Source organism: Streptomyces sp. NBC_00096 (assembly GCF_045041305.1).
Classification (GTDB): domain Bacteria; phylum Actinomycetota; class Actinomycetes; order Streptomycetales; family Streptomycetaceae; genus Streptomyces.
On sequence record NZ_CP108221.1, the window covers coordinates 7,121,717 to 7,146,354 of the forward strand.

23 protein-coding genes are annotated in these 24,638 nt (G+C 71.7%); 14 read left to right on the plus strand and 9 right to left on the minus strand.

The genetic code is table 11. The features are described from left to right. Nucleotides 1-144: 144 nt before the first annotated feature. The 3 genes from OG904_RS31775 to OG904_RS31785 all read right to left on the minus strand — a co-directional run bounded on the left by OG904_RS31775 (nucleotide 145) and on the right by OG904_RS31785 (nucleotide 1,646). Nucleotides 145-555, minus strand: coding sequence for a rodlin (locus OG904_RS31775; protein ID WP_405496931.1), 411 nt, complete (start codon nucleotides 553-555; stop codon nucleotides 145-147). A 337-nt stretch (nucleotides 556-892) separates the two neighbouring features. Beyond that, nucleotides 893-1,087, minus strand: coding sequence for a DUF5302 domain-containing protein (locus OG904_RS31780; RefSeq protein ID WP_328296721.1), 195 nt, complete (start codon nucleotides 1,085-1,087; stop codon nucleotides 893-895). Between the two features lie 115 nt (nucleotides 1,088-1,202). Then, entirely contained in the window at nucleotides 1,203-1,646 is a 444-nt protein-coding gene (locus tag OG904_RS31785) for a MarR family winged helix-turn-helix transcriptional regulator (RefSeq protein ID WP_405496933.1), read from the minus strand. Between the two features lie 143 nt (nucleotides 1,647-1,789). On the opposite strand from OG904_RS31785, the gene OG904_RS31790 reads away from it, so the two are divergent. The 3 genes from OG904_RS31790 to OG904_RS31800 all read left to right on the plus strand — a co-directional run bounded on the left by OG904_RS31790 (nucleotide 1,790) and on the right by OG904_RS31800 (nucleotide 6,065). Further along, complete coding sequence (locus OG904_RS31790) at nucleotides 1,790-3,355, plus strand: MFS transporter (RefSeq protein ID WP_405496935.1); 1,566 nt, start codon at nucleotides 1,790-1,792, stop codon at nucleotides 3,353-3,355. A 196-nt stretch (nucleotides 3,356-3,551) separates the two neighbouring features. Further along, nucleotides 3,552-5,300: a glycosyl hydrolase family 18 protein gene (locus OG904_RS31795; protein ID WP_405496937.1), complete on the plus strand. Its 1,749-nt coding sequence runs from the start codon at nucleotides 3,552-3,554 to the stop codon at nucleotides 5,298-5,300. Between the two features lie 99 nt (nucleotides 5,301-5,399). Further along, nucleotides 5,400-6,065 carry a HutD family protein gene (locus OG904_RS31800; RefSeq protein ID WP_405496939.1) on the plus strand — a complete coding sequence of 222 codons (666 nt, stop codon included), beginning with the start codon at nucleotides 5,400-5,402 and terminating at the stop codon, nucleotides 6,063-6,065. On the opposite strand, the gene OG904_RS31805 is transcribed toward OG904_RS31800, so the two are convergent. Both OG904_RS31805 and OG904_RS31810 read right to left on the minus strand, forming a co-directional pair. Continuing rightward, the gene (locus OG904_RS31805; RefSeq protein WP_405496943.1) at nucleotides 6,053-7,195 is read right to left on the minus strand and encodes an FAD-dependent oxidoreductase; all 1,143 of its coding nucleotides are present in this window, start codon (nucleotides 7,193-7,195) and stop codon (nucleotides 6,053-6,055) included. The two genes, OG904_RS31800 and OG904_RS31805, sit on opposite strands and share 13 nt — an antisense overlap. Beyond that, nucleotides 7,192-8,736 (minus strand): MFS transporter, encoded by a 1,545-nt coding sequence (locus OG904_RS31810; RefSeq protein WP_405496944.1) that lies wholly within the window; start codon nucleotides 8,734-8,736, stop codon nucleotides 7,192-7,194. The genes OG904_RS31805 and OG904_RS31810 overlap by 4 nt, the downstream gene beginning before the upstream one ends. 146 nt (nucleotides 8,737-8,882) lie before the next feature. Between OG904_RS31810 and OG904_RS31815 the strand changes: the two genes are divergently transcribed. After that, nucleotides 8,883-9,488 (plus strand): TetR/AcrR family transcriptional regulator, encoded by a 606-nt coding sequence (locus tag OG904_RS31815; protein WP_405496946.1) that lies wholly within the window; start codon nucleotides 8,883-8,885, stop codon nucleotides 9,486-9,488. Between the two features lie 171 nt (nucleotides 9,489-9,659). After that, the gene (locus OG904_RS31820) at nucleotides 9,660-13,055 is read left to right on the plus strand and encodes a CARDB domain-containing protein (RefSeq protein WP_405496948.1); all 3,396 of its coding nucleotides are present in this window, start codon (nucleotides 9,660-9,662) and stop codon (nucleotides 13,053-13,055) included. Nucleotides 13,056-13,067: 12 nt separating this feature from the next. On the opposite strand, the gene OG904_RS31825 is transcribed toward OG904_RS31820, so the two are convergent. Continuing rightward, nucleotides 13,068-14,879 (minus strand): galactose oxidase-like domain-containing protein, encoded by a 1,812-nt coding sequence (locus OG904_RS31825; RefSeq protein ID WP_405496950.1) that lies wholly within the window; start codon nucleotides 14,877-14,879, stop codon nucleotides 13,068-13,070. A 215-nt stretch (nucleotides 14,880-15,094) separates the two neighbouring features. Here OG904_RS31825 and OG904_RS31830 point away from each other — a divergent pair, with 215 nt between their 5' ends. Beyond that, a complete protein-coding gene (locus OG904_RS31830) occupies nucleotides 15,095-15,766 on the plus strand; it encodes a DUF4360 domain-containing protein (protein ID WP_405496952.1) in 672 nt (223 codons plus the stop codon). 97 nt (nucleotides 15,767-15,863) lie between these two features. Here OG904_RS31830 and OG904_RS31835 read toward each other — a convergent pair whose 3' ends face one another. Then, the gene (locus tag OG904_RS31835; RefSeq protein ID WP_405496954.1) at nucleotides 15,864-16,223 is read right to left on the minus strand and encodes a DUF6204 family protein; all 360 of its coding nucleotides are present in this window, start codon (nucleotides 16,221-16,223) and stop codon (nucleotides 15,864-15,866) included. 231 nt (nucleotides 16,224-16,454) lie between these two features. On the opposite strand from OG904_RS31835, the gene OG904_RS31840 reads away from it, so the two are divergent. Next, nucleotides 16,455-16,691: an acyl-CoA carboxylase epsilon subunit gene (locus OG904_RS31840; protein WP_405496956.1), complete on the plus strand. Its 237-nt coding sequence runs from the start codon at nucleotides 16,455-16,457 to the stop codon at nucleotides 16,689-16,691. An 82-nt stretch (nucleotides 16,692-16,773) separates the two neighbouring features. On the opposite strand, the gene OG904_RS31845 is transcribed toward OG904_RS31840, so the two are convergent. Beyond that, nucleotides 16,774-18,408, minus strand: coding sequence for an FAD-dependent oxidoreductase (locus OG904_RS31845; protein ID WP_405496958.1), 1,635 nt, complete (start codon nucleotides 18,406-18,408; stop codon nucleotides 16,774-16,776). Nucleotides 18,409-18,691: 283 nt separating this feature from the next. Between OG904_RS31845 and OG904_RS31850 the strand changes: the two genes are divergently transcribed. The 7 genes from OG904_RS31850 (at nucleotide 18,692) to OG904_RS31880 (ending at nucleotide 23,987) form a co-directional block, all read left to right on the plus strand. Continuing rightward, nucleotides 18,692-19,804, plus strand: coding sequence for a SchA/CurD-like domain-containing protein (locus tag OG904_RS31850; protein ID WP_405496960.1), 1,113 nt, complete (start codon nucleotides 18,692-18,694; stop codon nucleotides 19,802-19,804). A 114-nt stretch (nucleotides 19,805-19,918) separates the two neighbouring features. Next, a complete protein-coding gene (locus OG904_RS31855; RefSeq protein WP_405496962.1) occupies nucleotides 19,919-20,365 on the plus strand; it encodes a cupin domain-containing protein in 447 nt (148 codons plus the stop codon). After that, nucleotides 20,362-21,636 (plus strand): beta-ketoacyl-[acyl-carrier-protein] synthase family protein, encoded by a 1,275-nt coding sequence (locus tag OG904_RS31860; RefSeq protein ID WP_405496964.1) that lies wholly within the window; start codon nucleotides 20,362-20,364, stop codon nucleotides 21,634-21,636. The genes OG904_RS31855 and OG904_RS31860 overlap by 4 nt, the downstream gene beginning before the upstream one ends. Continuing rightward, a complete protein-coding gene (locus tag OG904_RS31865) occupies nucleotides 21,633-22,868 on the plus strand; it encodes a ketosynthase chain-length factor (protein WP_405496966.1) in 1,236 nt (411 codons plus the stop codon). Before OG904_RS31860 ends, OG904_RS31865 begins: the two co-directional genes overlap by 4 nt. 18 nt (nucleotides 22,869-22,886) lie before the next feature. Next, nucleotides 22,887-23,144, plus strand: a complete 258-nt coding sequence (locus OG904_RS31870) for a phosphopantetheine-binding protein (RefSeq protein ID WP_328296704.1) — start codon at nucleotides 22,887-22,889, stop codon at nucleotides 23,142-23,144. Between the two features lies 1 nt (nucleotide 23,145). Next, the gene (locus OG904_RS31875) at nucleotides 23,146-23,625 is read left to right on the plus strand and encodes an SRPBCC family protein (protein ID WP_405496969.1); all 480 of its coding nucleotides are present in this window, start codon (nucleotides 23,146-23,148) and stop codon (nucleotides 23,623-23,625) included. A gap of 20 nt (nucleotides 23,626-23,645) precedes the next feature. After that, nucleotides 23,646-23,987 carry a TcmI family type II polyketide cyclase gene (locus tag OG904_RS31880; protein ID WP_405496971.1) on the plus strand — a complete coding sequence of 114 codons (342 nt, stop codon included), beginning with the start codon at nucleotides 23,646-23,648 and terminating at the stop codon, nucleotides 23,985-23,987. A 103-nt stretch (nucleotides 23,988-24,090) separates the two neighbouring features. On the opposite strand, the gene OG904_RS31885 is transcribed toward OG904_RS31880, so the two are convergent. Next, nucleotides 24,091-24,492, minus strand: a complete 402-nt coding sequence (locus OG904_RS31885) for a hypothetical protein (RefSeq protein ID WP_405496973.1) — start codon at nucleotides 24,490-24,492, stop codon at nucleotides 24,091-24,093. Nucleotides 24,493-24,638: the final 146 nt, after the last annotated feature.

Below are 24,638 nucleotides of genomic sequence, written 5' to 3' on the forward strand. Positions count from 1 at the left end.
GGAAGTGCTCCTTCAGTGGGGGGAGTTGCCGTGGGGGACAACTACCGCCACTGAATCGAGAATGGTCTGAACCTGTCAAGGTCTAGACCAAAACGAAGCGCCGGTGCCACACCCCGGGGGGCGTGGCACCGGCGCTCCGGTGGATCAGCTGCCGGCGGAGAGGTTGCCGGAGAGGACCGGGATGTTGTCCAGGATGTGCGAGGCCGAGTCGTCGCCCTTGGCTTGGGTGGAGTTCTCGGCGCACTGCTGGTTCTGCGGGTTGGCGAGGACGTTGACGTCCTGGACGCCGACGTTGACCAGGGCCAGGACGGACTGGGCGTTGACCTTCGCCGGCAGGCCGACGCAGAGCTTGTTGAGCGAGCCCTGGATGGCCGACATCTGCGGGCTCATCGCGCCGCCGGTCTCCTGGTTGCCGAAGACCTGGGAGGACTCGTTGCCGTTGACGGTGTTGACGCCGTGGTCGTTGCCGATCGCCATCGCCGGGGAGGCTACGGCGGCACCGGCACCCAGAACGGCTGCGGTGGCGGCTGCGGTGGCCATGAACTTCTTGAGCATGTGGGGGATCCTTCTTCTGTCGCACTGTCGCATGAGATAGCTGCCCTCGGCGGGACGAGCTGCTCAACTGCCGTGGACGCCAGGGGTTATCACCCATCACCCGACTGGCTCAACACTCCACCCCGCAGGTGAGGTCCGGCATCGGCCGATTGACCCAAGGCCGACGGGTCGGTGGATCCCGAGGTCCCGTGTGCGCGTACGTGCGCGCGCCCGGCGTGTGCGTGCCCGGCGTGCGCGCCCCCTGGAGCCGCCCTCGACCGGATCCGGACCGTGTGCTGGTCCCTGACCCCGTCGAGGCCGGCTGTCGTGGTGTCGCGGCAGTGCGACACCACTGGGGTCAGCCGGTCTTGCGGCGGACCTTCTTGTTCTTGCCCCCGGGGCCGTTGCCGCCGGAACCCTGGATCTTCGCCCGGCTCTGGTGTGCCTGCTGCGACTGGGCATTGGCGGCGTTGCGCTCCAGGGCCTCCTTGAACTTGCGCTTGGCCTCCTCGGCCGGCGATTCGTTCTGCGGGGTGTCGGTCTCTTCTGACATGCGTCCTCCTGGAATGTTCTGAAGCCGTTGCAGTCTGTCAGGTGGCGTTTCCCCTGGCCAACGCGTTCGGGTCCAGTGGCCTCGGGGTGGTCTCGACCGTGGCCCCGGGGCGGTCTCAGGCGTCCTTCTCCAGGGTCGGGCGCAGCCGCTCCAGGAGGGCGTAGAGCGTCGCGCTCTCGCTGTCGTCCAGTACGTCGAGGGCGCCGTGCGTGGCCTGCATCTCCTCGCGCACGCGGCGGATCACCTCGCGGCCCGCGTCCGTGGCCACGACGTTCTTGACGCGCCGGTCGGCGGGGTCGGGCTCGCGGCGCACGAGCTCACGGGCCTCCAGCCGGTCCACGATGCCGGTGACGTTCGAGGCGTCGCACACCAGCAGGGTGGCGAGGCCCCGCATGGGCAGCGGACCGTTCAGCTGGGCGAGGACCTTGGCCTGCGTGGAGGTGAGGCCGTGGCGGGCGGCGGCCGCAGCGAAATCCCGCCACTGCGCGGTACCGATCGCGGCGAGCAGCTCGAGCAGCTCCAGCTTGGTCGGGACGGCGTGCGGTGTGGTGGCGCTCATGCCGGGAGCGTACTCATAATGCTTCACATTATCAACCTTTTACTTGACCACCTGAACTATTGAGGTCTACCGTCTGCTGGAGTCGAAGTACTTGATGACGTCAAACATCTGTGATCTGAAGCACTGAGAAGGTCTTCCCTGCCATGAGCACCACACCCTCCGCCACCACCCAGGCCGGCGGGCACCGGAACGAGACGGTCATCGTCTTCGCCCTGAGCCTGGCCGCCATGGTCGTGTCGATGATGCAGACGCTGCCGGTCCCGATCCTGGGCCTGATCCGCAACGATCTCGGCACCACCACCGCCAACGTCAGCTGGGTGACCACCGCCACCCTGCTGTCCGCCGCCGTGTTCACCCCGCTGCTCGGCCGCTTCGGCGACCAGCACGGCAAGAAGCCGACGCTGGTGGCCGTGCTCGGTGTCATGGTCGCGGGCTCCGTCGTGGCCGCGCTGGCCTCCTCGCTGCCCCTGCTGATCCTCGGCCGCGTCCTGCAGGGCGCCGCCACCGCGATCTTCCCGCTGGCCCTCTCCGTCCTGCGCGAAGAGGTCCGCCCGCAGAAGCTCCCCGGCGCCATGGCCCTGGTCAGCGGCACCCTCGCGTTCGGCAGCGGGCTGGCGCTCGTCGCCACGGGCCTGCTGACCTCCGGAGCCGACGCGGACTACCGCAACGCCTTCTGGATGGCCACCGGCTTCGCCGTGCTCGCGCTGCTCGCCGTCGTGTTCCTGGTCCCGGCGACCAAGCACAAGACCGGCGGACGTACGGACTTCCTCGGTGCGCTCACCCTGGGCATCGCCCTGCTGCTGCTCCTCCTGCCGATCTCGCAGGGCCACGAGTGGGGCTGGGCCTCCGGCCGCACGCTGGGCAGCTTCGCCGGCGCCGCCGTGATGACCGCCGTCTGGGTGCTGACCGAGCTCAAGGTCCGCGAGCCCCTCGTCGACATGAAGATGTTCGTGCACCGCCCGGTCCTCATGGCCAACCTGGCCGGCATCCTCGTCGGCTTCGGCATGTTCGCGAACTTCCTGGGCGTCTCCTACCTCGTCCAGATGCCGAAGGCCCTGACCGGCTACGGCTTCGACGCCTCCATCCTGCGCGCCTCCGTCGAGTTCCTGCTGCCCGGCGCGATCGTCTCGCTCCTGGCCTCCCCGATCGGCGGCCAGCTGGTCCGGCACCGCGGTCCGCGCGTCGCGCTGGCCATGGCCGCGGCCTTCGGCGCCGTCGGCTTCGGCTGGCTGGCCCTGGACCACGGCCACAGCGCATCGGTGATCGGCGCCGGCCTCATCGTCGGCGCGGCCGTCAGCTTCGGCTACGCGGCCATGCCCGCCGTGATCATGGCGAGCGTCCCGCACCACCAGAGCGGCATCGCCAACGGCATCAACTCGATCTCCCGCTCCACGGGCAGCGCGATCGGCAGCGCCATCGTCACCACCATCCTGGCGTCGAAGACGATCGAGCGCCTCCCGGCGGGGGTTCCGCCGCTGCCGGCCGAATCCGGATTCACCCTCACCTTCGCCATCGGCGCCGTGGCCTTCGGCCTCGTCGCGGTGATCAGCGGAATCGGCCTGCGCGGGGCGCACGGGCCGCGGACCGTGGGTGCGGGTGGCGCTGCGGCCGGGACCGCCGCGGCCGCGACTCCTGCGGCGGCCGAGGCTCCGGCGACTACGGCAACGGCAACGGCAACTGCCGTGTCCGCCGCGAAGGCCGACGCCTGATCCCTCCGCGCCACCGAAGCGCCCCCGGGCCCCGCACGCAGCGGGGCCCGGGGGCGCCTTCGCGTGCGGTCCCGATGCCCTGACCGGGCACGACTCCGTCTTTACCCGTTCAAGCGGCCCGGAACCTTGACCAGTTGATGGTCCAGACCAATCATGAGGCGTCCGCCCGTTCGCTTTCGCCCCACCGGGAGCACCGTTGAGACGTCCCAGGCACCTCCATGCCCTTTTCGCGGCCCTCACCACGGCCGTCGCCTCCGCAGGCCTCGTCGTCGGCGCCGGCGGCGCCGCGCACGCCGCGACCCCCTTACCGGCCCACGTGTTCGCCCCGTACTTCGAGGCCTACTCCTCCGACAGCCCGGCCGACCTGGCCGAGCGGTCCGGAGCGAAGTACCTGACCATGGCCTTCGTCCAGACCGAGGCCAAGGGCTCCTGCACGCCGTACTGGAACGGCTCCACCGGCCAGCCGATCGCCGCCTCCGTCTTCGGTGCCGACTTCACCACCATCCGCTCGCGCGGCGGTGACGTCATCCCCTCCTTCGGCGGCTACGCGGCCGACAACGGCGGTACCGAGATCGCCGACAGCTGCACCAGCGTGGACTCGATCGCGGCCGCGTACGAGAAGGTCCTCACGACCTACGACGTCACCCGGCTCGACATGGACATCGAGGACAAGTCCCTGACCGACAAGGCGGCGATCGACCGCCGCAACCAGGCCATCAGGAAGGTCCAGGACTGGGCCGCCGCCAACGGCCGGCCGCTGCAGATCTCGTACACCCTGCCCACGACCACGAGCGGCCTCGCGAGCAGCGGCCTCGCCGTCCTCAAGAGCGCCAAGACGGCGGGCGCCCAGGTCGACGTGGTCAACCTGATGACCTTCGACTACTACGACAACGCCGCCCACAACATGGCGGCCGACACCCAGACCGCCGCGACCGGCCTGTACAACCAGCTCGCCGCGCTCTACCCGGCCAAGACCCCCACCCAGCTCTGGGGCATGATCGGCGTCACCGAGATGCCCGGCATCGACGACTTCGGCGCGGCCGAGACCTTCACCACCGCCGACGCGGCCACCGTCTACAACTGGGCCACCGCCAAGGGCATCAACACCCTCTCCTTCTGGGCCCTGCAGCGCGACAACGGCGGCTGCCCCGGCACCGGCGGCTCCGACACCTGCTCGGGCATCGCCCAGGACCCCTGGTACTTCACCCACAGCTTCGCCCCCTTCACCGGAGGCGGCGGACCCGTCGCCGACGACTTCTCCCTCTCGCTCGCACCCGGTTCGGCCTCGGTGGCCCCCGGCGGCTCCACCACCGCCACCGTCGCCACGACGGTCACCTCCGGCAGCGCGAAGCCCGTCGCCCTCACGGTGAGCGGCGCGCCCGCCGGAATCACCGCCGCCGTCAGCCCCGGTTCGGTCACCGCGGGCGGATCGGCGCAGCTCACGGTCGCCGCCTCCGCCACGGCCGTGCCGGGCACCTATCCCCTCACCGTCACCGGAGCCGCCGGCCCGCCGAGCCATTCGGCGACCTTCACCCTGACGGTCTCCGGGCCCGGCGGGGGCAGCGGAGCCCTGGTCAACGGCGGCCTCGAAAGCGGCTCGCTCGCGCCGTGGAGCTGCGAGAGCGGCGGGGCGGTGGTCTCCACCCCGGTGCACGGGGGCTCGTACGCCCTGAAGACGGCGCCCACCTCCGGACAGACGGGCGAATGCACCCAGACCCTCACCCTGACCCCCAACACCAAGTACACGCTGAGTGGTTGGGTCCAGGGAAGCTACGCCTACCTCGGAGTGCGCGGCGGCGCGAGCGGCAGCACCTGGACCAGCTCCACCGGCTGGACCAAGCTCACGGTGCCCTTCACCACCGGCGCCTCCGGAACGGTCACCGTCTACCTGCACGGCTGGTACGGCCAGGGTCCGGTCTACGGCGACGACCTCGCGGTCGGCTGAGCCGCTCCCGCGGACCCTGCCCGGACGGCACCTCCGGCAGGCCCGGCCGATAGGCTCCTCCGGGTCCGGGAAGCAGCTCCCGGGCCCGGAAGAGGTGTCATGACCAGCGAAGCAGCGATCCGGATCCTGCGGGCGGCCGACCGGCCGGCGGCCGCGTGGAAGAACGGCGGGGGAGTCACCCGGGAGATCGCCGCCGGCCCCGAGGGCGCCGGGATGGACGATTTCGCGTGGCGTGCCAGCCTCGCCGAGGTCACGGCCGGCGGACCCTTCTCCGTCTTCCCTGGCGTCGACCGCATCCTCACCCTCGCGGAGGGCGCCGGCATGGACCTCGACATCGCGGGCGTACGCCGCCTCGTGGACCGGCGGCACGCACCGCAGCGGTTCCCCGGGGACCAGCCGACCGACTGCCGGCTGCTGGGCGGCCCGGTGGTGAACTTCAACGTGATGTACCGCCGGGACGCCGTGTCGGCCGGGACCGCGGTCGTACGGGGCGAGCTCGCGCTCGCCGTCCGGCCAGGCGAGACGCTGCTGGTGGTGGCCCTGGAGGGATCCGCCGGACTCGCCGGAGTCGACGGAGTGTACGGATCCGCCGGAGGCGCTGGATCCGCCGGAGGCGGCGGAGGCGGCGCGTTCGACGGATCCGCCGAACTCGGGCCCTACGACGCGGCCCTGGTGACGGGCCCGCGTGAGCTCACCCTGCGGAGCCCCGGCTGCGCGGCGGTGGTCCGGCTCGTCCCCGTCCCCGGCCGGGGTCAACCGGCGTAGGAGAGCATCCGCTCGACCAGGAGCCGCGGGGAACCGGCGCCGAAGCACAACTCGAGGTTGTCCGCGGACTCCGCGGCGGCGGCCTCGGAACGCGGGAACATCGCCTCCTCGTAGGAGGCGAGAGCCCCCTCGGGGTCCCCGGGGCGGGCCGCGACGGCGGCGGCGAGCCCGGAGCCGTCGAGCATGGCCAGATTGGCGCCTTCCCCGGCGAAGGGGGACATCAGGTGCGCGGCGTCGCCGATCAGGGTCACTCCGGGGGTACGGGCCCAGCGGTGGCCGACGGGCAGCGCGTGGACGGGCCGGGCGACGAGCGGGGCGTCGCTGTCCGCGACGAGCGCGCGCAGCCGCGGGTCCCAGCCGGAGAACCGCTCCAGGACGGCCTCCTTCGCGCGGGCGGACCCGCCCGCGGCCCACTCCTCGCCGGTCCGAAGGGCGGCGTAGACGTGCAGGCCGCCGTCCGGTTCCCGGTGCGCGAGCAGGCCGTGCCCCTCGTCGAGCGCGAACATCATCCCGCCTCCGACCAGGGCCGCGCCCTCGGGGTGGCGGGCATCGGCTTCGTGCAGGTGCGCTTCGACGAAGGAGAGGCCGCAGTACCGGGGGACGGCCGGGGACAGCAGCCGCCGGACCTTCGACCAGGCACCGTCCGCGCCGACGAGCAGGCCGGTGGTGAAGGCGGACCCGTCGGCGAGCGTCACCTCGTGGACGCCCCCGCCGAGGGGCCGGACGCCGGTGACCTTGGCGCCCCAGCGGACGGCGCCGGCGGGCAGTGAGTCCAGCAGCAGGTCGCGCAGCGCGGCGCGGTGCACCTCGGGGCGGCCGCCGTGCTCCCCCTGCTCGCCGTTCTCCTGGTCGGCGTGCTCGAGGTGGACCGCGGCGTGGCGGTCCAGGATCCGCAGGGCCTGGCCGCCGGGGAGCACGAGCTCGCGGAACCGGTCGTGGAGTCCGGCCGCCCGGAGCGCGGCCTGGCCGGACTCCTCGTGCAGGTCGAGCATGCCGCCCTGGGGGCGGGCGGAGCGGGAGGCGTCGAGGTCGAAGAGGGCCGCCTCGATTCCGTGCAGGTGCAGGACGCGGGCCAGGGTGAGGCCGCCGAGTCCGGCGCCGACGATCGCGATGGGGTGGTGGGTGGTCATGGTGGTGCTCCTTCGGTACGTGGCTGCGTGCGTACGTGCGTACGTGCGTACGTGGGTGTGCGGGTGCGTGCGCGGGCGAGCCGGTCGGCCGCGCGGTGAGCGGTCAGGCGCCGTGGCCGGAGCTTTCGGCGGGTGCGCTGCGGGGCAGCAGCCGCAGGGCCGGGAGGCAGGCGGCGGTGACGGCGAGGACGGTGACGAGGCTGACGGCCATGGCGTGGGCCGGGGCGCCGGAGCGGAAGTAGACAGTGGTGACCGGCGGCGGAGCCGATGCCGTTGGCGATCTGCTGGACGGCGGTGAGCGAGCCGCCGGCGCTGCCGGCCTCCTCGGCGGAGATGTCGCCGAGGGCGATGTCGAAGATGGTGCCGAAGCAGGCACCCATGCCGAGGCCGGTGACGAAGACGGCCGGGGCCATCGCCCAGGGGGTGAGGTCCGTGCCGCGACTCAGGACGAGGGCGAGCAGCCAGCCGGCCCCGGCGAGGGTGAGCAGCATGCCGGCCAGGATGAGCGTGCGGCCGAGCCTGCGGGTGAGCCCGGCCATGCCGGCGACGGCCGCGGCGATGATGCCGAGGGTCAGGGGCAGCAGTCCGAGGGCGGTGTCGCCCGGGGTGGAGTGCAGGGCCTGCTGCATGAACAGGGAGGTCACGTAGAGCAGGCCGCTGGTGACCGCGAAGTAGAGCATTCCGACGAACAGGCCCGAGGTGAAGCCCTTGTTCCGGAAGAGCGAGGGCTTGATGAGGGGTTCGGAAGCGGTGGCCTGACGGCGTGCGTACAGGACCAGGAAGAGCAGCCCGGCGGCGAGCGAGCCGAGTGCGGTCGCGCCCCAGCCGTTGGCGGAACCCTCGATCAGGCCGTACATCAGGGCGAACATCGTGAGGCCGAGGAGCCCGGCGCCCGGGCCGTCCACGCCGAGGGAACGGTCACCGGCGTCGCGGGGCAGCAGCCGGGCCGCGGCGATGGTGCCGAAGACGCCGAGGAACAGGTTGATCAGGAAGACGGGGCGCCAGGACAGGCCCGCGAGGTCGGCGTCGATGAGGAAGCCGGCCAGGATCGGGCCGCCTACGGTGGCCGCGCCGAGCAGCGGTCCGAAGAGGTTGAAGGCCTTGCCCAGCTGCTCGCGGGAGAACGACCTGGTCATGATCGCCATGCCCTGCGGGATGAGCAGCGCGCCGAAGGCGCCCTGGAGCACGCGGGCGGCGACGAGGAGGGCCGGGTCGGGGGAGAGCCCGCAGACCGCGGAGGCGGCGGTGAAGCCGGCCATGCCGATGAGGAACAGCTTGCGCTGCCCGAACTTGTCCCCCAGCCGGCCGCCCACCACCAGGAGGACGCCCATGGCGAGGGTGTAGGAGGAGCCCAGCCACTTGATCAGGCTCTCGCCGCCGCCCAGCTCCCGGACGATCGTCGGTGCGGCGATGTTGGTGACCGTGGAGTCGATCATGTCGAGGGCGTCGGCCAGCAGGACCAGCCCGAGGATCAGCCAGAAGGCGGCGGTGGAGAGGGAGGCCGCCGTTCGGGGCGGCCGGAGTTCGGCTACGGAGGACATGACGGGCTCCTTGATCGGAAGGGTGGGGAGGACGGCGGATGCGGGGTGCGGGGCGCCGTGGCCTCGTTTCCAGAAGAGCACAATGACTACGAAAGTGCAATCGCTACACTTTCGGAGTCGCTTCGGTGTGCTCCTATGCTGGACCCATGACACGCATCGACAAGGCAGCGGCAGAACCGGACGGCCCCGGGCGACGCGAACGCAAAAAGGCGGCAACCCGACAGGCGCTCGCGGACGCCGCCCTGCGGCTGTTCCTGGAGAAGGGCTTCGACCAGGTCAAGGTCGCCGAGATCGCCGCGGCGGCGGACACCGCCCTGACGACGCTGTTCGCGCACTTCCCCGGCGGGAAGGAAGCGCTGATCCTGGAGGACGGCGCCGAGCGCGAGGCCTCCCTGGCCGTGGCGGTACGAGGCCGGGCCGACGGGGTCCCGGTACTGGCGGCGCTGCGCGCGTTCTTCGCCGGCCGGGGCCCCTTCGATCCGGATCCGGCGCCGGAGTTCCTGCTCAGGACGCAGCTCGTCGCCGACACGCCCGCGCTGCGCGCCTACGCCCGCCGGATGTGGACCGGCTGCGAAGCGGCCCTGGCGGAGGTGATCGCCGAGGCGTGCGGACGCCCGTCCGCGGACCTCTCGCTGCGGATCCTGGCCCGCTACGTCCTGGAGATTCCCGATCTCGCGAGCATGGGGCCGGACCCGCGCCGGGCCCTGGACCTGGCCTTCGACCATCTGGAGCGCGGCTGGCCCGGGGTGTGACCCGAAGTCCCGTCCGTGCGCGAAGCGTTGACAAAGTCGTCATCTGATAGAAACCTGTGGCGCCATGGACGCATATCAGCGATCAGATCACTCAAAAAATTAATAATGGTGCGCAAGTTTGCGGCAGGCGCGGCTGCGCCGGGCCGGTCCCCTCATGGAACAGAGGACAGCATGAGATGGAAGCAAGGCGGCCGGCTGATGCTGGCCGGCACGGTGGTCGCGGGACTGGTGTCGGTCGGACTCCTGCCCGTCACGTTCGCCGCCGCCGCGGGCGGAGCCAACCTCGCCCTCGGCAAGGCGGTCACCGCCAGCGGATCCCTCGGCGGATACGGGGCCTCGGGGGTCACCGACGGCAACCAGGGCTCGTACTGGGAAGGCCCCCAGGGCACCTTCCCGCAGTGGGTGCAGGTCGACCTCGGCGCCGGGAAGGCCGTCGACCAGGTGGTGCTGAAGCTGCCCACTGGGTGGGAGACGCGCACCGAGACGCTGACCGTGCAGGGCAGCGCCGACGGGAACACCTTCAGCACCCTGTCCGCGTCGGCCGGGAGGGTGTTCAACCCGACCCAGTCCAACGCGGTGACCATCGGCTTCCCCGCCGCGACCGTCCGCTACCTGCGGGTGAGCGTCACCGCCAACACGGGCTGGCAGGCCGCGCAGATATCCGAGCTCGAGGTGTACTCCGCCGACGGCAGCGGGGGTCCCGGTGACCCGGGCGACCCGGGCACCCCGCCTCCCGTCGGCGTGAACCTCGCCAAGGGCAAGCCCATCGAAGGCTCCTCCACCACCCAGTCGTTCGTCGCGGCCAACGCCAACGACGACAGCGTGACCAGCTACTGGGAGGCGGGGGCCCAGCAGTCCACGCTGACCGTGAAGCTCGGTTCCAACGCCGACGTCACCGGGGTGGTCCTCAAGCTCAACCCGGACCCCGCCTGGTCCAACCGCACCCAGAGCTTCGAGATCCTGGGCCGCGAACAGTCGGCGAGCGGGTTCACCACCCTCAAGGCCCGCGCCGACTACGCGTTCAGCCCGAGCGGCAACCAGAACACCGTGACGATCCCGGTCGCGGGCCGGCTCGCCGACGTCCAGCTGAAGTTCTCCGGCAACACCGGGGCGGGCGGCGGCCAGGCCGCCGAGTTCCAGGTCATCGGCGCCGCCGCGCCGAACCCGGACCTGACGGTCGCGGACCTCTCCTGGTCCCCGTCCGCCCCCTCCGAGGCCGACGCCGTCACGGTCAACGCCACCGTCCGCAACGCCGGTACGGTCGCCTCCCCGGCCACCTCCGTCAACGTCAGTCTCGAAGGAGCCGTCGCGGGCAGCGCCCCGGTCGGCGCCCTCGCGGCCGGCGCTTCGGTCACCGTCCCGGTCGCCGTCGGCAAGCGCCCGATGGGCAGCTACACCGTATCCGCCGTCGTGGACCCGGCCGGCAGCGTCGCCGAGCAGGACGACACCAACAACAGCCGCACCGGCGCCGCGAAGCTCGTCGTCGGCCAGGCTCCCGGACCCGACCTGGAAGCCCTCTCCATCACCACCGACCCGGCCAACCCGGCCGTGGGCGCCCCGGTCTCCTTCACCGTGGCCGTACGCAACCGTGGAACCACCGCGGTGAGCGCGGGAACCGTCACCCGGCTGGTCGCGGGTGCCACCACGCTCAACGGCCCGACCCCGGCGATAGCCGCCGGCGAGACGGTCGACGTGGCCGTCAACGGCACCTGGACGGCGGTCAGCGGCGGGGCCACCCTCACCGCCACCGCCGACGGGACCGCCCTCGTCGCCGAGACCAACGAGAACAACAACAGTTACTCCCGCGCCGTGGTCGTGGGCCGGGGAGCGGCGCTCCCGTACACCGAGTACGAGGCGGAGGCCGGAAGTTACAGCGGCACGCTGCTGCAGAGCGACGCCAAGCGCACCTTCGGGCACACGAACTTCGCCACCGAGTCCTCGGGCCGCGAATCGGTACGCCTCGCCTCGACCGGCCAGTACGTGCAGTTCACCTCGGTCAACCAGGCCAACTCCATCGTCGTGCGCAACTCCGTCCCGGACGCGGCGAACGGCGGCGGCGCGGACGCCACCATCAGCCTCTACGTCAACGGCAGCTTCGCCCAGAAGCTGAACCTCTCCTCCCGGCACAGCTGGCTCTACGGCAGCACCGACAGCCCCGAGGGCCTGACCAACACCCCCGGCGGCGACGCCCGCAGGCTCTTCGACGAGTCCCACGCCCTGCTCGCGCAGAGCTACCCGCCGGGCACCACCTTCCGGCTCCAGCGCGATGCGGGCGACACGGCCTCGTACTACGTCATCGACCTGGTCGACCTGGAGCAGGTGGCGCCGGCGGCGCCCAAGCCCGCCGAGTGCACCTCGATCACCGACTACGGTGCGATCCCGAACGACGGCATCGACGACACGCCCGCCATCCAGAAGGCGGTGATGGCGGACCAGAACGGGCAGATCGCCTGCGTCTGGATCCCGCAGGGCCAGTGGCGCCAGGAGCAGAAGATCCTCACCGACGACCTGCTGAACCGGGGCCAGTTCAACCAGGTGGGCATCAGCAACGTCTCCATCCGCGGCGCGGGCATGTGGTACTCCCAGCTCTACACGCTGACCCAGCCGCAGGACGCGGGCGGGATCAACCACCCGCACGAGGGCAACTTCGGCTTCGACATCGACGACAACACGCAGATCTCCGACATCGCCATCTTCGGCTCGGGCCGGATCCGCGGTGGAGACGGCAACGCCGAGGGCGGCGTGGGCCTGAACGGCCGCTTCGGCAAGAACACGAAGATCACCAATGTGTGGATCGAGCACGCCAACGTCGGTGTCTGGGTCGGCCGCGACTACGACAACATCCCGGCCCTGTGGGGTCCCGGTGACGGCATCGAGTTCAGCGGCATGCGGATCCGCGACACCTACGCCGACGGAATCAACTTCGCCAACGGCACCCGCAACTCCACGGTCTTCAACTCCTCCTTCCGCACGACCGGTGACGACGCCCTCGCGGTGTGGTCCAGCAAGTACGTGAAGGACCAGTCGGTCGACATCGGGCACGACAACCACTTCCGCAACAACACCATCCAGCTGCCGTGGCGCGCCAACGGCATCGCGCTCTACGGCGGTTACGGCAACACCATCGAGAACAACCTCATCTACGACACCATGAACTACCCGGGCATCATGCTGGCGACCGACCACGACCCGCTGCCCTTCTCCGGGCAGACCCTGATCTCGGGCAACGGGCTGTTCCGCACGGGCGGCGCCTTCTGGGGCGAGGCCCAGGAGTTCGGGGCGATCACCCTCTTCGCGGCCAACCTGCCCATCCCGGGCGTCACCATCCGCGACACCGACATCTACGACTCGACGTACGACGGGATCCAGTTCAAGACGGGCGGCGGCACCATGCCCGACGTGAAGGTCACCAACGTGCACATCGAGAAGTCCAACAACGGGGCCGGCATCCGTGCCCACGGCGGGGCGCGCGGCAGCGCCACCCTGTCGAACGTCACCATCACGGGCTCGGCCGACGGGAACGTCCTGGTCGAACCCGGATCGCAGTTCGTGATCAACGGCGGTTGACGGTGCGGCGGTTCACCGCTTGCCGAGTTTGACCCACCTCGCGGCGCTGGGCACGCCCTTCCCGTCGAGGAGGAACAGCATGTAGTGACCGGGCGGGGCGTCGGCCGAGGTGGCCGGCGCCCGCAGCCCGATCGTTCGGCCGCGGACGCCGGTCATCCGCAGCTCCAGATGGCGCTGGCTGGTGTTCACCGCGTGCGTGACGGTGGTCGGCGCCAGCAGGACGGCGCGCCGCACCTCGGCGGCCGCCGAGCTCTCGACCGAGAACTCCGCGTCGTGGGCGAGCTCGCCCGCCGGGACCCGGTCGAGCGATGGCCGGGAGCCCCGGTGCAGGTACGGGGGCTCGTAGAGCTCGATCGAGCCGTCCATGCCGTCCTTGATGTCCGGGTCGTTCGCGATCTGCTGCAGCTCGTCCCCGGTGACCATGACCCGGCCGTCGGGCAGCACCAGGGCATTGGAGTGGTAGCCCCGGGGGAGCCGCTGGGCCGGTCCCAGCCGCCACCGCCCGTCCGCACCCCGCAGTTCGGTCTGCCGGAACTTCAGGTCGGCCTTCGGGTTGAACGGCCCGAATCCGTAATCCCGGGTGCTCATCGCCCCGTTGACCGTCAGCAGCGTGCCGTCCGGCAGGATCAGCGTGTCGTCCTGGGTCCGGCCGAAGGCGCGCGGCTCCTGTGTGGTCCAGGCGCCGTCCGACAGCCGGTAGGTGTTCGGGTCGAGCGGGTCCCCGCCGAGCACCAGGACGGAGTCCGGGCCCCTGAACCCCGCCGGGAGCGGCACGGCGGAGCCGTAGCCCCGGAAGTCGGCGGGCCGTCTGGGCAGGTCGGTACGGGTCTCCGTGCGCGGGTCGAAGAGCCACTGCTGGTCGGCGTCGCGGCCCAGGCCGTAGATCATGCCGTCCCGCAGCGAGAACAGGTGCGGGTAGTCGTTGCGGAACGGCGCGTCCGACCGCAGCCGCTGCGAGGAGATGTCCAGCGGGATGTCGAACGGCCGCCAGGGCACCGGCTGCCCGAGCGCGGGGAACCGCTCCACCACCGGGGTGGGCGTCCCGGTGCCGCGCTCGGACTGGCCGGACATGATGATCTGCCGGCCGTCCGCGCCCGTCACCACCGAGGGGTACCAGCGGCCCACCGCCATGTCGCGGTTGCGGTACCAGCCCTCGGTCCAGGGGTCGAAGACGAAGGACAGCTTCGCGCCGCTGCCGCCCTTGCCGCCCGTGTTGCCCCCGAACACCCCCAGCATCCCGTTGGGGAGGAAGGAGTGCCCGGCGCAGAAGAACGGCGCCGGCCGCGGTGCGTGCGTGCCGTCGGGCATCAGGACGACGGGCGGGGTGACCTTCTTGAACGCCCGGGCGCCGGTCCCCTTCGCCGGGTCCCACAGGTAGGCGCGGCCCGCGTTCGTCGGGCCGATCCGGTCCGTGGGACCGGTCTCCTTCGTCGGGTCCGTCTCCACCCGGGAGAAGGAGAAGAGCAGCACCTTGCCGGTGGGCAGCTGGGCGACGTGCACGCCGAAGTCGGGGGAGGGGAAGTAGTCGGTGAACCGTCCGGAGAGCGCCGGGTCGAAAGCGGAGTTGGCCTCGCGCTGCGAGGCGGCGAGCGAGGCCAGGCTCCCGGTGCGCCGCGACTGCGGATACTCCCCGGCGCCCGCGGCAGCGCGGCGCAGCTCGGCGTGCGTCCGCGCGTGGTCCGCTCCGACGACGGCGCTCTCGGCGGCCTCGGCCGCGCCCTCGGCGTCGTGCCCGGGGGTTGCGGCGGCGGGCGTGGCCGCGAGGACCAGGGCGGAGACGATCGCGGCGGCGGACGACACGACGGACCGTTGCAGGCGGCGCATGGGACTCCTCGGCGCAGGCGGTTCCCGCGAGGCGCTCATAGTAGGAAATGCCCGCATATATCCCCGGCGTGACGCGGTCCACGTCCGGCCCGTGAGCCATTCGGCCGTCCCGTTCGCGGTGATCGAACGTTTCTGCAGTGAATGGGCCCGGCCATCGGAGTGATGCCGCGCACCCGGTCACGGACCGGGTCCCCGCTGACCGCTTCCATGGCCCGGTGATCAAAACACTGCGCACCGCGCTCGGCGCCGCCGCCCTGACGGGCAGCCTCCTGGCGCTCCTGCCCGCCTCCGCCGCCGGAGCCGCCGCCGGCCCCGGCACCCTCGCCGCCCCCTCGGACAAGGTGACCGTCGACGTGGCCACGGTCAACGGATCGGGCTGCCGGCCGGGCAGCGCCGCCGTCGCCGTGGCCGAGGACAACTCGGCCTTCACCGTCACCTACAGCGAGTACCTGGCCATGGCGGGCGGCAACAGTGCCCCGACCGACGGCCGCAAGAACTGTCTGCTCTCCCTGCTCGTGCACGTCCCGCAGGGATTCACCTACGCGGTGGCCCAGGTCGACTACCGGGGCTTCGGCAGCCTTCAGCCGGGCGCGGTCGGGACCCAGAAGGCCAGCTACTACTTCCAGGGCATGAAGCAGACCGACTACCGCACCCACACGTTCCGCGGCAAGCTCGACGACAACTGGCAGGCCTCCGACACCACGGGCATCGAGGCCCTGGTCTTCGCCCCCTGCGGCGAACAGCGGAACTTCAACATCAACACCGAGCTACGTGCCGAGGTCGGCACCTCGGACACGACGAAGACCAGCTACATGGCGCTCGACTCCACGGACGGCAGCATCAACAGCATCTACCACTTCTCCTGGAAGAAGTGCCCGGCCCGCTGAACCGGCTCGGACACCCCACGGACAGGCGGCCCGCCGCGTCGCTGCTCCCCGGGAATCCCCTCAGCAGTCCCCGCCCGGGAACCTGCTCGGGATCCCGTCAGGAGTCCCCGCGCGCGGCCGCCTGCCGCTGGCGCTTGCTCAGGGGTGCCAGCGTGAGGTCCTGGGCCTGCGAGGTGATCCGCTTGAACCCGTACCCGCGCTCCGTCAGCCAGCTCTCCGCCGCCAACTCCGCGTGGGCCGTCGCGTCCAGGATGTCCTCCTCGGCCTCCCCCTCCGCCAGGAAGCGGAAGGTGAAGAAGGGCCGGGCGGCCAGGTCGTACGTGAGGTTCCCCTCGGGAGTGAACCTCGCGCTCAGCATGTCGTGCTGCGCGGCGTCCACGAGGAGCGCGGCGCGCTGCTCGTCGGTGAGGCCGTCGAAGGACCCCCGGACGGTGATGCGGAAGGTACGGGTGCTCATCCCGCCAGCCTAGGCCGCCCCGCAGTCCCGCCGCACCGGGATTTCCGGCGGCCCACCACCCGGACGGCTCAACGGCCGCTCGCCTCGGCAGCCCCGTCACCGCCCGGGCTGCGCGTCCCTGACCTGGGCCGTCGTCCATTTCCCCGGCATGCCGGGCGTGTTGCGCGCCACTAGCGTCGGGTGCGTCCGGAGTCCCTGGTGATTCCGCGTGGGGGGTCCTGCTATCCGCCTGTGCGAGAGGCCGAGCCGATGCTGAAGGACGCTCCGATAGCCCCGATAGCCAGCCTGCTCCGAGTGGAGAAGGGCGTGGCCGCCCCCGAGGAACTCGCCGCCATCGCGGTGGTCGTCGCCTGCTTCGCACGCCGCAGCGGTGCCGGAGGAGGGCAGGCTCCCCCCAGGACCGCGCGCCGCCCGCGCTCCGCGCACCACGGCTCCGGTTGCTGGGCGGGCTGCTGGGCCTGCGCCTGAGGCGGTCCGCCGCCCACGAACGCCCCTGCCCCCGGCCCGCTTACGGGCCGGCGGCAGGGGGACCATCCGGTGCGCCGGCCGGTCAGGCCCGGCGCAGCACCGCCGACACCGCTTCGGACAGCGCGGCCCCGGGATCGGCGGCCGCGCCCTCGGAGCGCCACGCCACGAACCCGTCCGGACGCACCAGCAGCGCACCCGTCTCCGGCAGCTCGTGCACCGCGGCCCAGTCGGCGCCCGGCTCCTGGATCAGGTCGACCCCGGAAGCGGACCCGATCGCATACGTGTCGAGCTTCACCGACAGCCGCTCGGCCACCCGCCGCCCCGCCTCCTGCCAGGGCGAGCCCGCGCCGCAGAGCAGCACGAACGAGCGCTCGTACAGGTCCAGCGTGGAGACCCGCTCGCCGTCGGCCCGCGTCAGCCACATGTGCGGGGCCCGCGTGCCCACGTCGCCCTTCATGCGCATCCCCTCCGGGATGACCGGGCGGTCCGGTGAGCCGCCGACGAACGCCCCGCGCGGGTACGCGTACGCCATCGCCGTCGTCAGGACCCCGCTGCCCGGTCCGCCGCCCATGGTCGGCGGCGGCGCGTACCCCGGGTGGCTGTGCTCCGCCGAACGGGCCGAGGCGCGCTCGGCCGTCGCCAGGGCCACCGGCAGCCGCTCGGCCTCGTAGGTCTCCAGCAGCCCGATGCCCGCCGACCCGTCGAGGACCGCCGCGATCTTCCAGGCCAGGTTGTGCGCGTCCTGGATGCCGGTGTTGGAGCCGAACGCGCCGGTGGGGGACATCTCGTGGGCCGCGTCGCCGGCCAGGAACACCCGCCCGGACGAGTACCGCTCGGCGACCCGCTCGGCCGCGTGCCAGGGAGCCTTGCCGCCGACCTCCACGTCCAGGTCCGGTACGCCGACCGCGGCCCGGATCTGCTCGACGCACCGCTCCTCGGTGAAGTCCTCCAGGGTCTCGCCCCGGTCCGGGTGCCACGGCAGGTGGAACACCCACTGGGTGTCGTTGTCCACCGGCAGCAGCGCCCCGTCGGCCCCCGGCTTCATCAGATAGCAGACGATGAACCGCAGGTCGCCCAGCACCTCGACGAGCCGCCGCGAGCGGAAGGTGACGCTGACGTTGTGGAACAGCTCGCCGCTGCCCGTCTGGGGGATGCGCAGCTGCTCGCGCACGGGGCTGCGCGGACCGTCCGCCGCGATCAGGAAGTCGGCGCGCACGGTGATGTGCTCGCCCGTCTCCCGGTCCTTGACCAGGGCGTTCACCCCGGTCGCGTCCTGGTCGAAGCTCATCAGCTCGGTGGAGAACCGCACGTCGGCGCCCTGGGCGCGGCTCTGCGCGGCGAGGATCGGCTCGATGTTGTTCTGACTGCACACGCACCAGCTGCTCGGGCTGAACTTGCTCAGCGCGCCGGCCGGGTCGATGGCTTTGACCAGCCACTTGTGGTCGTCACCGAGCAGCGACTGCGTCTGCAGGATGCCCATGTTGTTCTCCAGCGCGGACGCCGCCTGCCGGATGGCGCCCTCCGCCCCGGCCACCCGGAACAGCTCCATGGTCCGGGCATTGATGCCCCGCCCGCGCGGGTGGTCGGAGGTGCCGGCGTGCTTCTCGACGACCAGGTGCCTGATGCCGTGGCGGCTCAGGAACAGCGAGGTGGACAAGCCCACGAGGGAGCCGCCCACGACGAGAACCGGTACGCGAACATCTGCGGTGTCTTCCATCAGCTGCGAGCTCCAGATTTCTGTGTGGGGGAGTGGTCTCTCTATGCCCCCGATCGGCAGCCAAGCCCAGGAGATTCGCCGCTTGTCACCCGCTTGATCCGGAGATGTAGCGGTACGTCCCCACCCGGATGACGATGAGCGACAGCGGTCCCCCGAAGACGCGCCGGCCTGCCGTCCCCCGTGGCGGCCGCCGGTCCGGGGCGGCCACGGCCACGACGGACGAGGGTCCGTACGCGATGGAACTCCCAGCCCTCACGAAGGGCCCTCACGAAGGAGTGAGCAGATGACGACCACCCTGTCCGAACGGGTGTCACAGTCCGCCTTCGACGGCTCCATGCTCCGCGTCGTCCTGCTGATGGACCTCCACGAAGGGGCCCAGCAGCGATTCTTCGAGGCCTACGAGCAGCTGCGCCACGACATCGCGTCGGAACCCGGCCACATCAGCGACCAGCTCTGCCAGTCCTTCGAGAACCCCTCGCAGTGGCTCATCACCAGCGAGTGGGAGAGCGCCCCGCAGTACCTCGCATGGGTCAACAGCGAGCACCACGCCGAGCAGGTGCGCCCGCTCGGCGCCTGCGCCCGCGCGATGCGCCCGCTCAAGTACACCGTCCTGCGCGAGACCGGCCGCGGCTACCAGGACGACCGGCGCTCCGTCGGCGCGCGACTGCAGGAATCCCCCCGGCTCGGCGCCGGCATCGTGCGCCACGCCCTGACCTTCACCGTCAAGCCCGGCAGCGAGAAGGACGTCGCGGCGCTCCTCTCCAGCTACGCCTCCCCGGCCGCGAACGTGGACGGCCACACCCGGCTCTGCCGGACCACGCTGTTCATGCACGGCAACCGGGTCGTGCGTACGGTGGAGGTCCGCGGCGACCTGATGGCCGCCCTGCGGCACGTCTCCGAACAGCCCGAGGTACGAGCCGTCGAAGAAGCCATCAACCCCTACCTGGAGCAGGACCGCGACCTCGGCGACCCCGAGTCCGCCCGGATGTTCTTCATGCGGGCCGCGCTCCCCGCCGTCCACCACGTCGCCGCGCGCGAGCCCGACGGCGCGGACCGCTCCGACGTACGGCGTCACGCGCTGTTCTACCCGGCCAAGCCGGGGTGCGGACCGGCACTGGCCCGGTTCCTGGCCCGGCAGGACGAGGAAGCGGCCCACCGTTGGGACCCCGCGACCGTGAGCAGCAGCATCTTCCAGCGCGACGACATCGTCGTACGCCTCATCGACGTGCGCAGCCCGCACGACGCCGGACTGGAGACAGCCTTCGGCGTCCGCGGACCGCGCAAGGCGGCCGTCCTCGCCCGGCTGATGGTCCCGTCCGCGGACGGGACCGCCGAGTCCGCCGTCCGCCACACCATGAGCCTGATCACCGACCGCCGGGCCCCCGCCGAGAGCTGACCCGCGGCACCGCCCCCGGGCCCCGGGCCCCGGGCCCGCCGGGCCCAGGCCCCCCCAGGACCCCCCACCCAACAGCCCCGTCCAGGCTCCGCACCGCCAGGAGGAACCCCCGTCATGACCAGACAAAGCCCACCGCACATCGTGGACCTCAGTGAGACGCAGCCCAACACCAGGCGCGGCGGCGACCTGAGGGCCGTCCTCACACCGACCTCGGTGGGCTGCACCAGCGGCTTCATGGGCCTGGCCGTCATGGCGCCGGGCGAGCACATCGCGGAGCACTACCACCCGTACTCCGAGGAGTTCGTGTACGTGGTCAGCGGGACGCTGGAGGTCGACCTCGACGGCGAGGCCCACCCGCTCCGCACCGACCAGGGACTCCTCGTTCCCCTCAACGTGCGCCACCGGTTCCGCAACGTCGGGGACACCGAGGCCCGGATGGTCTTCCACCTCGGACCGCTGGCCCCGGACCCGAAACTGGGACACGTGGACACCGAGGAAGCCGTCCACCCGGAGGGCTCCGCCTGGGAGCGGCCGCCGGACCGCGCGGGAGTGGTCTCGTGACCAGCCGACGGGTGGCCGTGACCGGGGTCGGCGTCGTCGCCCCCGGCGGCATCGGAGCCTCCGCCTTCTGGGACCTGCTCTCCAACGGCCGTACGGCCACGCGCGGGATCACCCTCTTCGACCCGACCGGCTTCCGCTCCCGGATAGCCGCGGAGGTCGACTTCGATCCCGCCGAGCACGGACTCGGCGCCGAGGAAGCGGCCCGGGCGGACCGGTACATCCAGTTCGCCCTGGTCGCCGCCGCCGAGGCGCTGCGCGACGCGGGTCTCGACCTCACCACCGACGAAGCCTGGCGCACCGGAGTCTCCCTCGGCACGGCCGTGGGCGGCACCACCCGCCTGGAGCACGACTACGTGGCCGTCAGCCAGTCCGGCGCCTGGTGGGACGTGGACCACCGGCTCTCCGGGCGCCACCTGCACCGGGCGTTCACCCCGGCCACCCTGGCCTCCGCCGTGGCGGAGAAGACGGGAGCACGCGGCCCGGTCCAGACCGTCTCCACCGGCTGCACCTCCGGACTCGACGCCATCGGATACGCCGTCCACTCCATCGCGGAGGGCCGGATGGACGTCTGCATCGCCGGCGCCTCCGACTCACCCGTCTCACCGATCACCGTGGCCTGCTTCGACGCCATCAAGGCCACCTCGCCGAACAACGACGACCCCGCCCACGCGTCCCGGCCCTTCGACGCCGACCGTGACGGCTTCGTCCTCGGTGAGGGCGGCGCCGTCCTGATCCTGGAAGAGCTGGAACACGCCCGCGCCCGCGGTGCGACCGTCTACTGCGAGATCGGCGGCTACGCCACCTTCGGCAACGCCCACCACATGACCGGGCTGACCGCCGAGGGCCTGGAAATGGCCCGCGCCATAGAGACCGCCCTCGCCCAGGCCCGGATCGGCGCCGACGAGATCGACTACGTCAACGCGCACGGCTCCGGGACCAAGCAGAACGACCGTCACGAGACCGCGGCGGTGAAGCGGGTCCTGGGAGACCACGCCTACAAGACGCCGATGACCTCCATCAAATCCATGGTGGGGCACTCCCTCGGCGCCATCGGGGCGATCGAACTGGCCGCCTGCGTCCTGGCGATGACCCACCAGGTCGTACCGCCGACGGCCAACTACGAGACCCCCGACCCGGAATGCGACCTGGACTACGTCCCGCGCGTCGCCCGCGAGCGCAAGCTGCACAGCGTGCTCTCCGTGGGCAGCGGCTTCGGCGGCTTCCAGTCCGCGGTCGTGATGACCCGGCCCAAGGAGGAGGTGGCCTCATGAGCGGCCGTACCGTCATCACGGGCATCGGAGTCGTCGCCCCCAATGGCATCGGAGCCGGCGCCTTCTGGAAGGCGACCCAGTCGGGCACCACCGTCCTCGGCCGGGTCACCCGGGAGGGCTGCGAACACCTCCCGCTGCGCGTCGCCGGTGAGGTACGGGGCTTCGACGCGGCCTCGATGATCGAGGAGCGCTATCTCGTACAGACCGACCGCTACACCCACCACGCCCTCGCAGCGGCCGACCTCGCCCTGGAGGACGGCCGGCTCGGCCGGGCCGACTACGAGGACGACCCCTTCTCGGTCGGTGTGGTCACCGCGGCCGGCTCCGGCGGCGGTGAGTTCGGGCAGCGCGAGCTGCAACACCTCTGGGGACAGGGACCGCGCTATGTCGGCCCGTACCAGTCGATCGCCTGGTTCTACGCCGCCAGCACCGGTCAGATCTCCATCCGCCGGGGCCTCAAGGGCCCCTGCGGAGTGGTGGCCGCAGACGAGGCCGGCGGACTCGACGCCTTCGCGCACGCCGCCCGGGCGATCCGCCAGGGCAGCCGGGCCATGCTCGTGGGAGCCACCGAGGCACCGCTGGCCCCCTACTCCATCGTCTGCCAGCTCGGCTACGAGGCGCTGAGCACGCACGAGGACCCGGAGCGCGCCTACCGGCCGTTCACCGACAAGGCCTGCGGCTACGTACCCGCCGAGGGCGGCGCGATGTTCCTGGTGGAGGACGAGGAAGCGGCCCGGCACCGCGGCGCGTCCATCCGGGCCGTCCTGGCCGGGCACGCGGCCACCTTCACCGGCCCGCACCACGCCGAGACGGCGGGCGAGACCGGCGAGGGCCTGGCCCACGCGATCCGGGGAGCCCTGCGGGACGCGGGCTGCGCCCCCGAAGAGGTCGACGTGGTCTTCGCCGACGCGCTCGGAACCCCGGAGGCCGACCGGGCCGAGGCGGCCGCGATCGTCTCCGCCCTCGGATCCCACGGGCGCACGGTACCGGTCACGGCACCCAAGACCGGGACGGGCCGGGCCTATTGTGCCGCCCCCGCCCTGGACACCGCCGCCGCGGTCCTCGCCCTGGAGCACGGCATCGTCCCGCCCACGCCGAACGTCTTCGACGTGTGCCACGACCTCGACGTGGTGACCGGCAGCGCCCGCCCGGCGGAGCTGCGCACCGCGCTCGTGCTGAGCCGGGGCCTCATGGGCTCCAACGCCGCGCTCGTCATCCGTACCCCCTCCTAGAGACAGAAGGAGCCGCTCATGTCCGAACGACTGACCGTCGAGGAGCTGGCAGCCCTGATGAAGTCCGGGGCCGGCATCACCGTCGACCCGGCCGACATGAAGAACCGACCGGAGTCCCTGTTCGACGACTACGGCCTCGACTCGCTGGGCCTGCTCGGCATCGTCGGGCTGCTGGAGAACCAGCGCGGCCGGGCCCTGCCCACCGACGCGGACCGCTGCAAGACGCCCAAAGAGTTCCTCGAACTCGTCAACACCAGCCTCATGACCGGAGCTTGACATGGCAGGACACACGGAGAACGAAATCACCGTCAAGGCGCCCATGGACACGGTCTGGGAGATGACCAACCATCTCCCGAGCTGGCCCGGGCTGTTCAGCGAGTACGCCTCGCTGGAGATCCTGGAGGAGGACGGGCCCACCACCCGCTTCCGCCTGACGATGCACCCCGACGAGAACGGCACGGTGTGGAGCTGGGTCTCCGAGCGCACCCCCGACCCCGTCACCCGTACCGTGCGCGCCCGGCGCGTCGAGACCGGCCCGTTCGAGCACATGGACATCCACTGGCAGTACTTCGAAGTGCCCGGCGGCACCAGGATGGTGTGGACCCAGGACTTCGCGATGAAGCCGCAGGCACCCGTCGACGACGCCTGGATGACCGCGAACATCAACCGCAACTCCAAGATCCAGCTGGAACTGATCCGGGACAAGATCGAACAGCGCGAACGCGAGAGCCGCACGCCCGCGGTCAGCCGCGTCTGAGACGAAAGGCAGCACACCGGATGCACCGCGCTCTCATCGTCGCCCGTATGGCGCCCCAGTCCGCCCCCGACATCGCCGAGCTCTTCGCGGCCTCGGACGCGGGCGAGCTGCCGCACCTCGTCGGGGTGACCCGTCGCAGCCTCTTCCAGTTCGGCGACGTGTACATGCACTTCATCGAGTCGGACCGGCCCCCGGGCCCGGCCATCGCCGAGGTGACCGGCCACCCGGAGTTCCGGGACCTCAGTGACCGGCTCACCGCCTTCGTCAGCCCGCACAACCCGGAGACCTGGCGAAGCCCCAAGGACGCCATGGCCCAGGAGTTCTACCGCTGGGAGCGTCCGAGCGGTTCCCGTACTGGCTGACCGTACGAGGATCGCCGCGCGACCGGCAGGCCTCGGGCCCCGTACCCACCTGGTACGGGGCCCGCCACCGTGTCCGGCGCCCCGCACCCCCACCCACCCCGCATCACGCATGGCGCACCGCCACCGCCGCGCAGGCCACCGCAAGCGGCAGCTCGGCCCCGGCCGCCAGGAGCAGAGCCAGCGCCTGCTCGCTCCCCGCCGAGGTCGTGACGTCGAACCAGGCGTCCATCACCAGCAGCGCCGCCGTCGCCGCGGCCAGCGGAACCACCCGAGGGTCCTGCCGGCGCAGCATCAGCCCCGTCCCCGTCAGCCCCGCCGCCAGTATCAGGTCCAGGCCTATCCATGCCGTCGCCCAGTTCGACACTTCGGTGCTCTGCGGCAGTGTCCTGGCCAGCACGAGCACCCACGGCACCAGCGCCAGACCCGCGCCGGTGAGCACCGTCGGCAGCCGCGTGGCGGTGCGGGCAGCGGAACGGGGACGAAACTGCGGTGCGACGAGGGCCATGGCTGCGGATCTCCTTCCGCCCCGCGGTCCGTCCGCCGGGCACACCACAAGACTCGGCCGCCGGGCCGCCGGAATCAGTAGCCCCACTGTCCGAATCGGGGGTGGTGCCAGCTACACCTCGAAGCGGATACCAGGGGGAGTGCAAC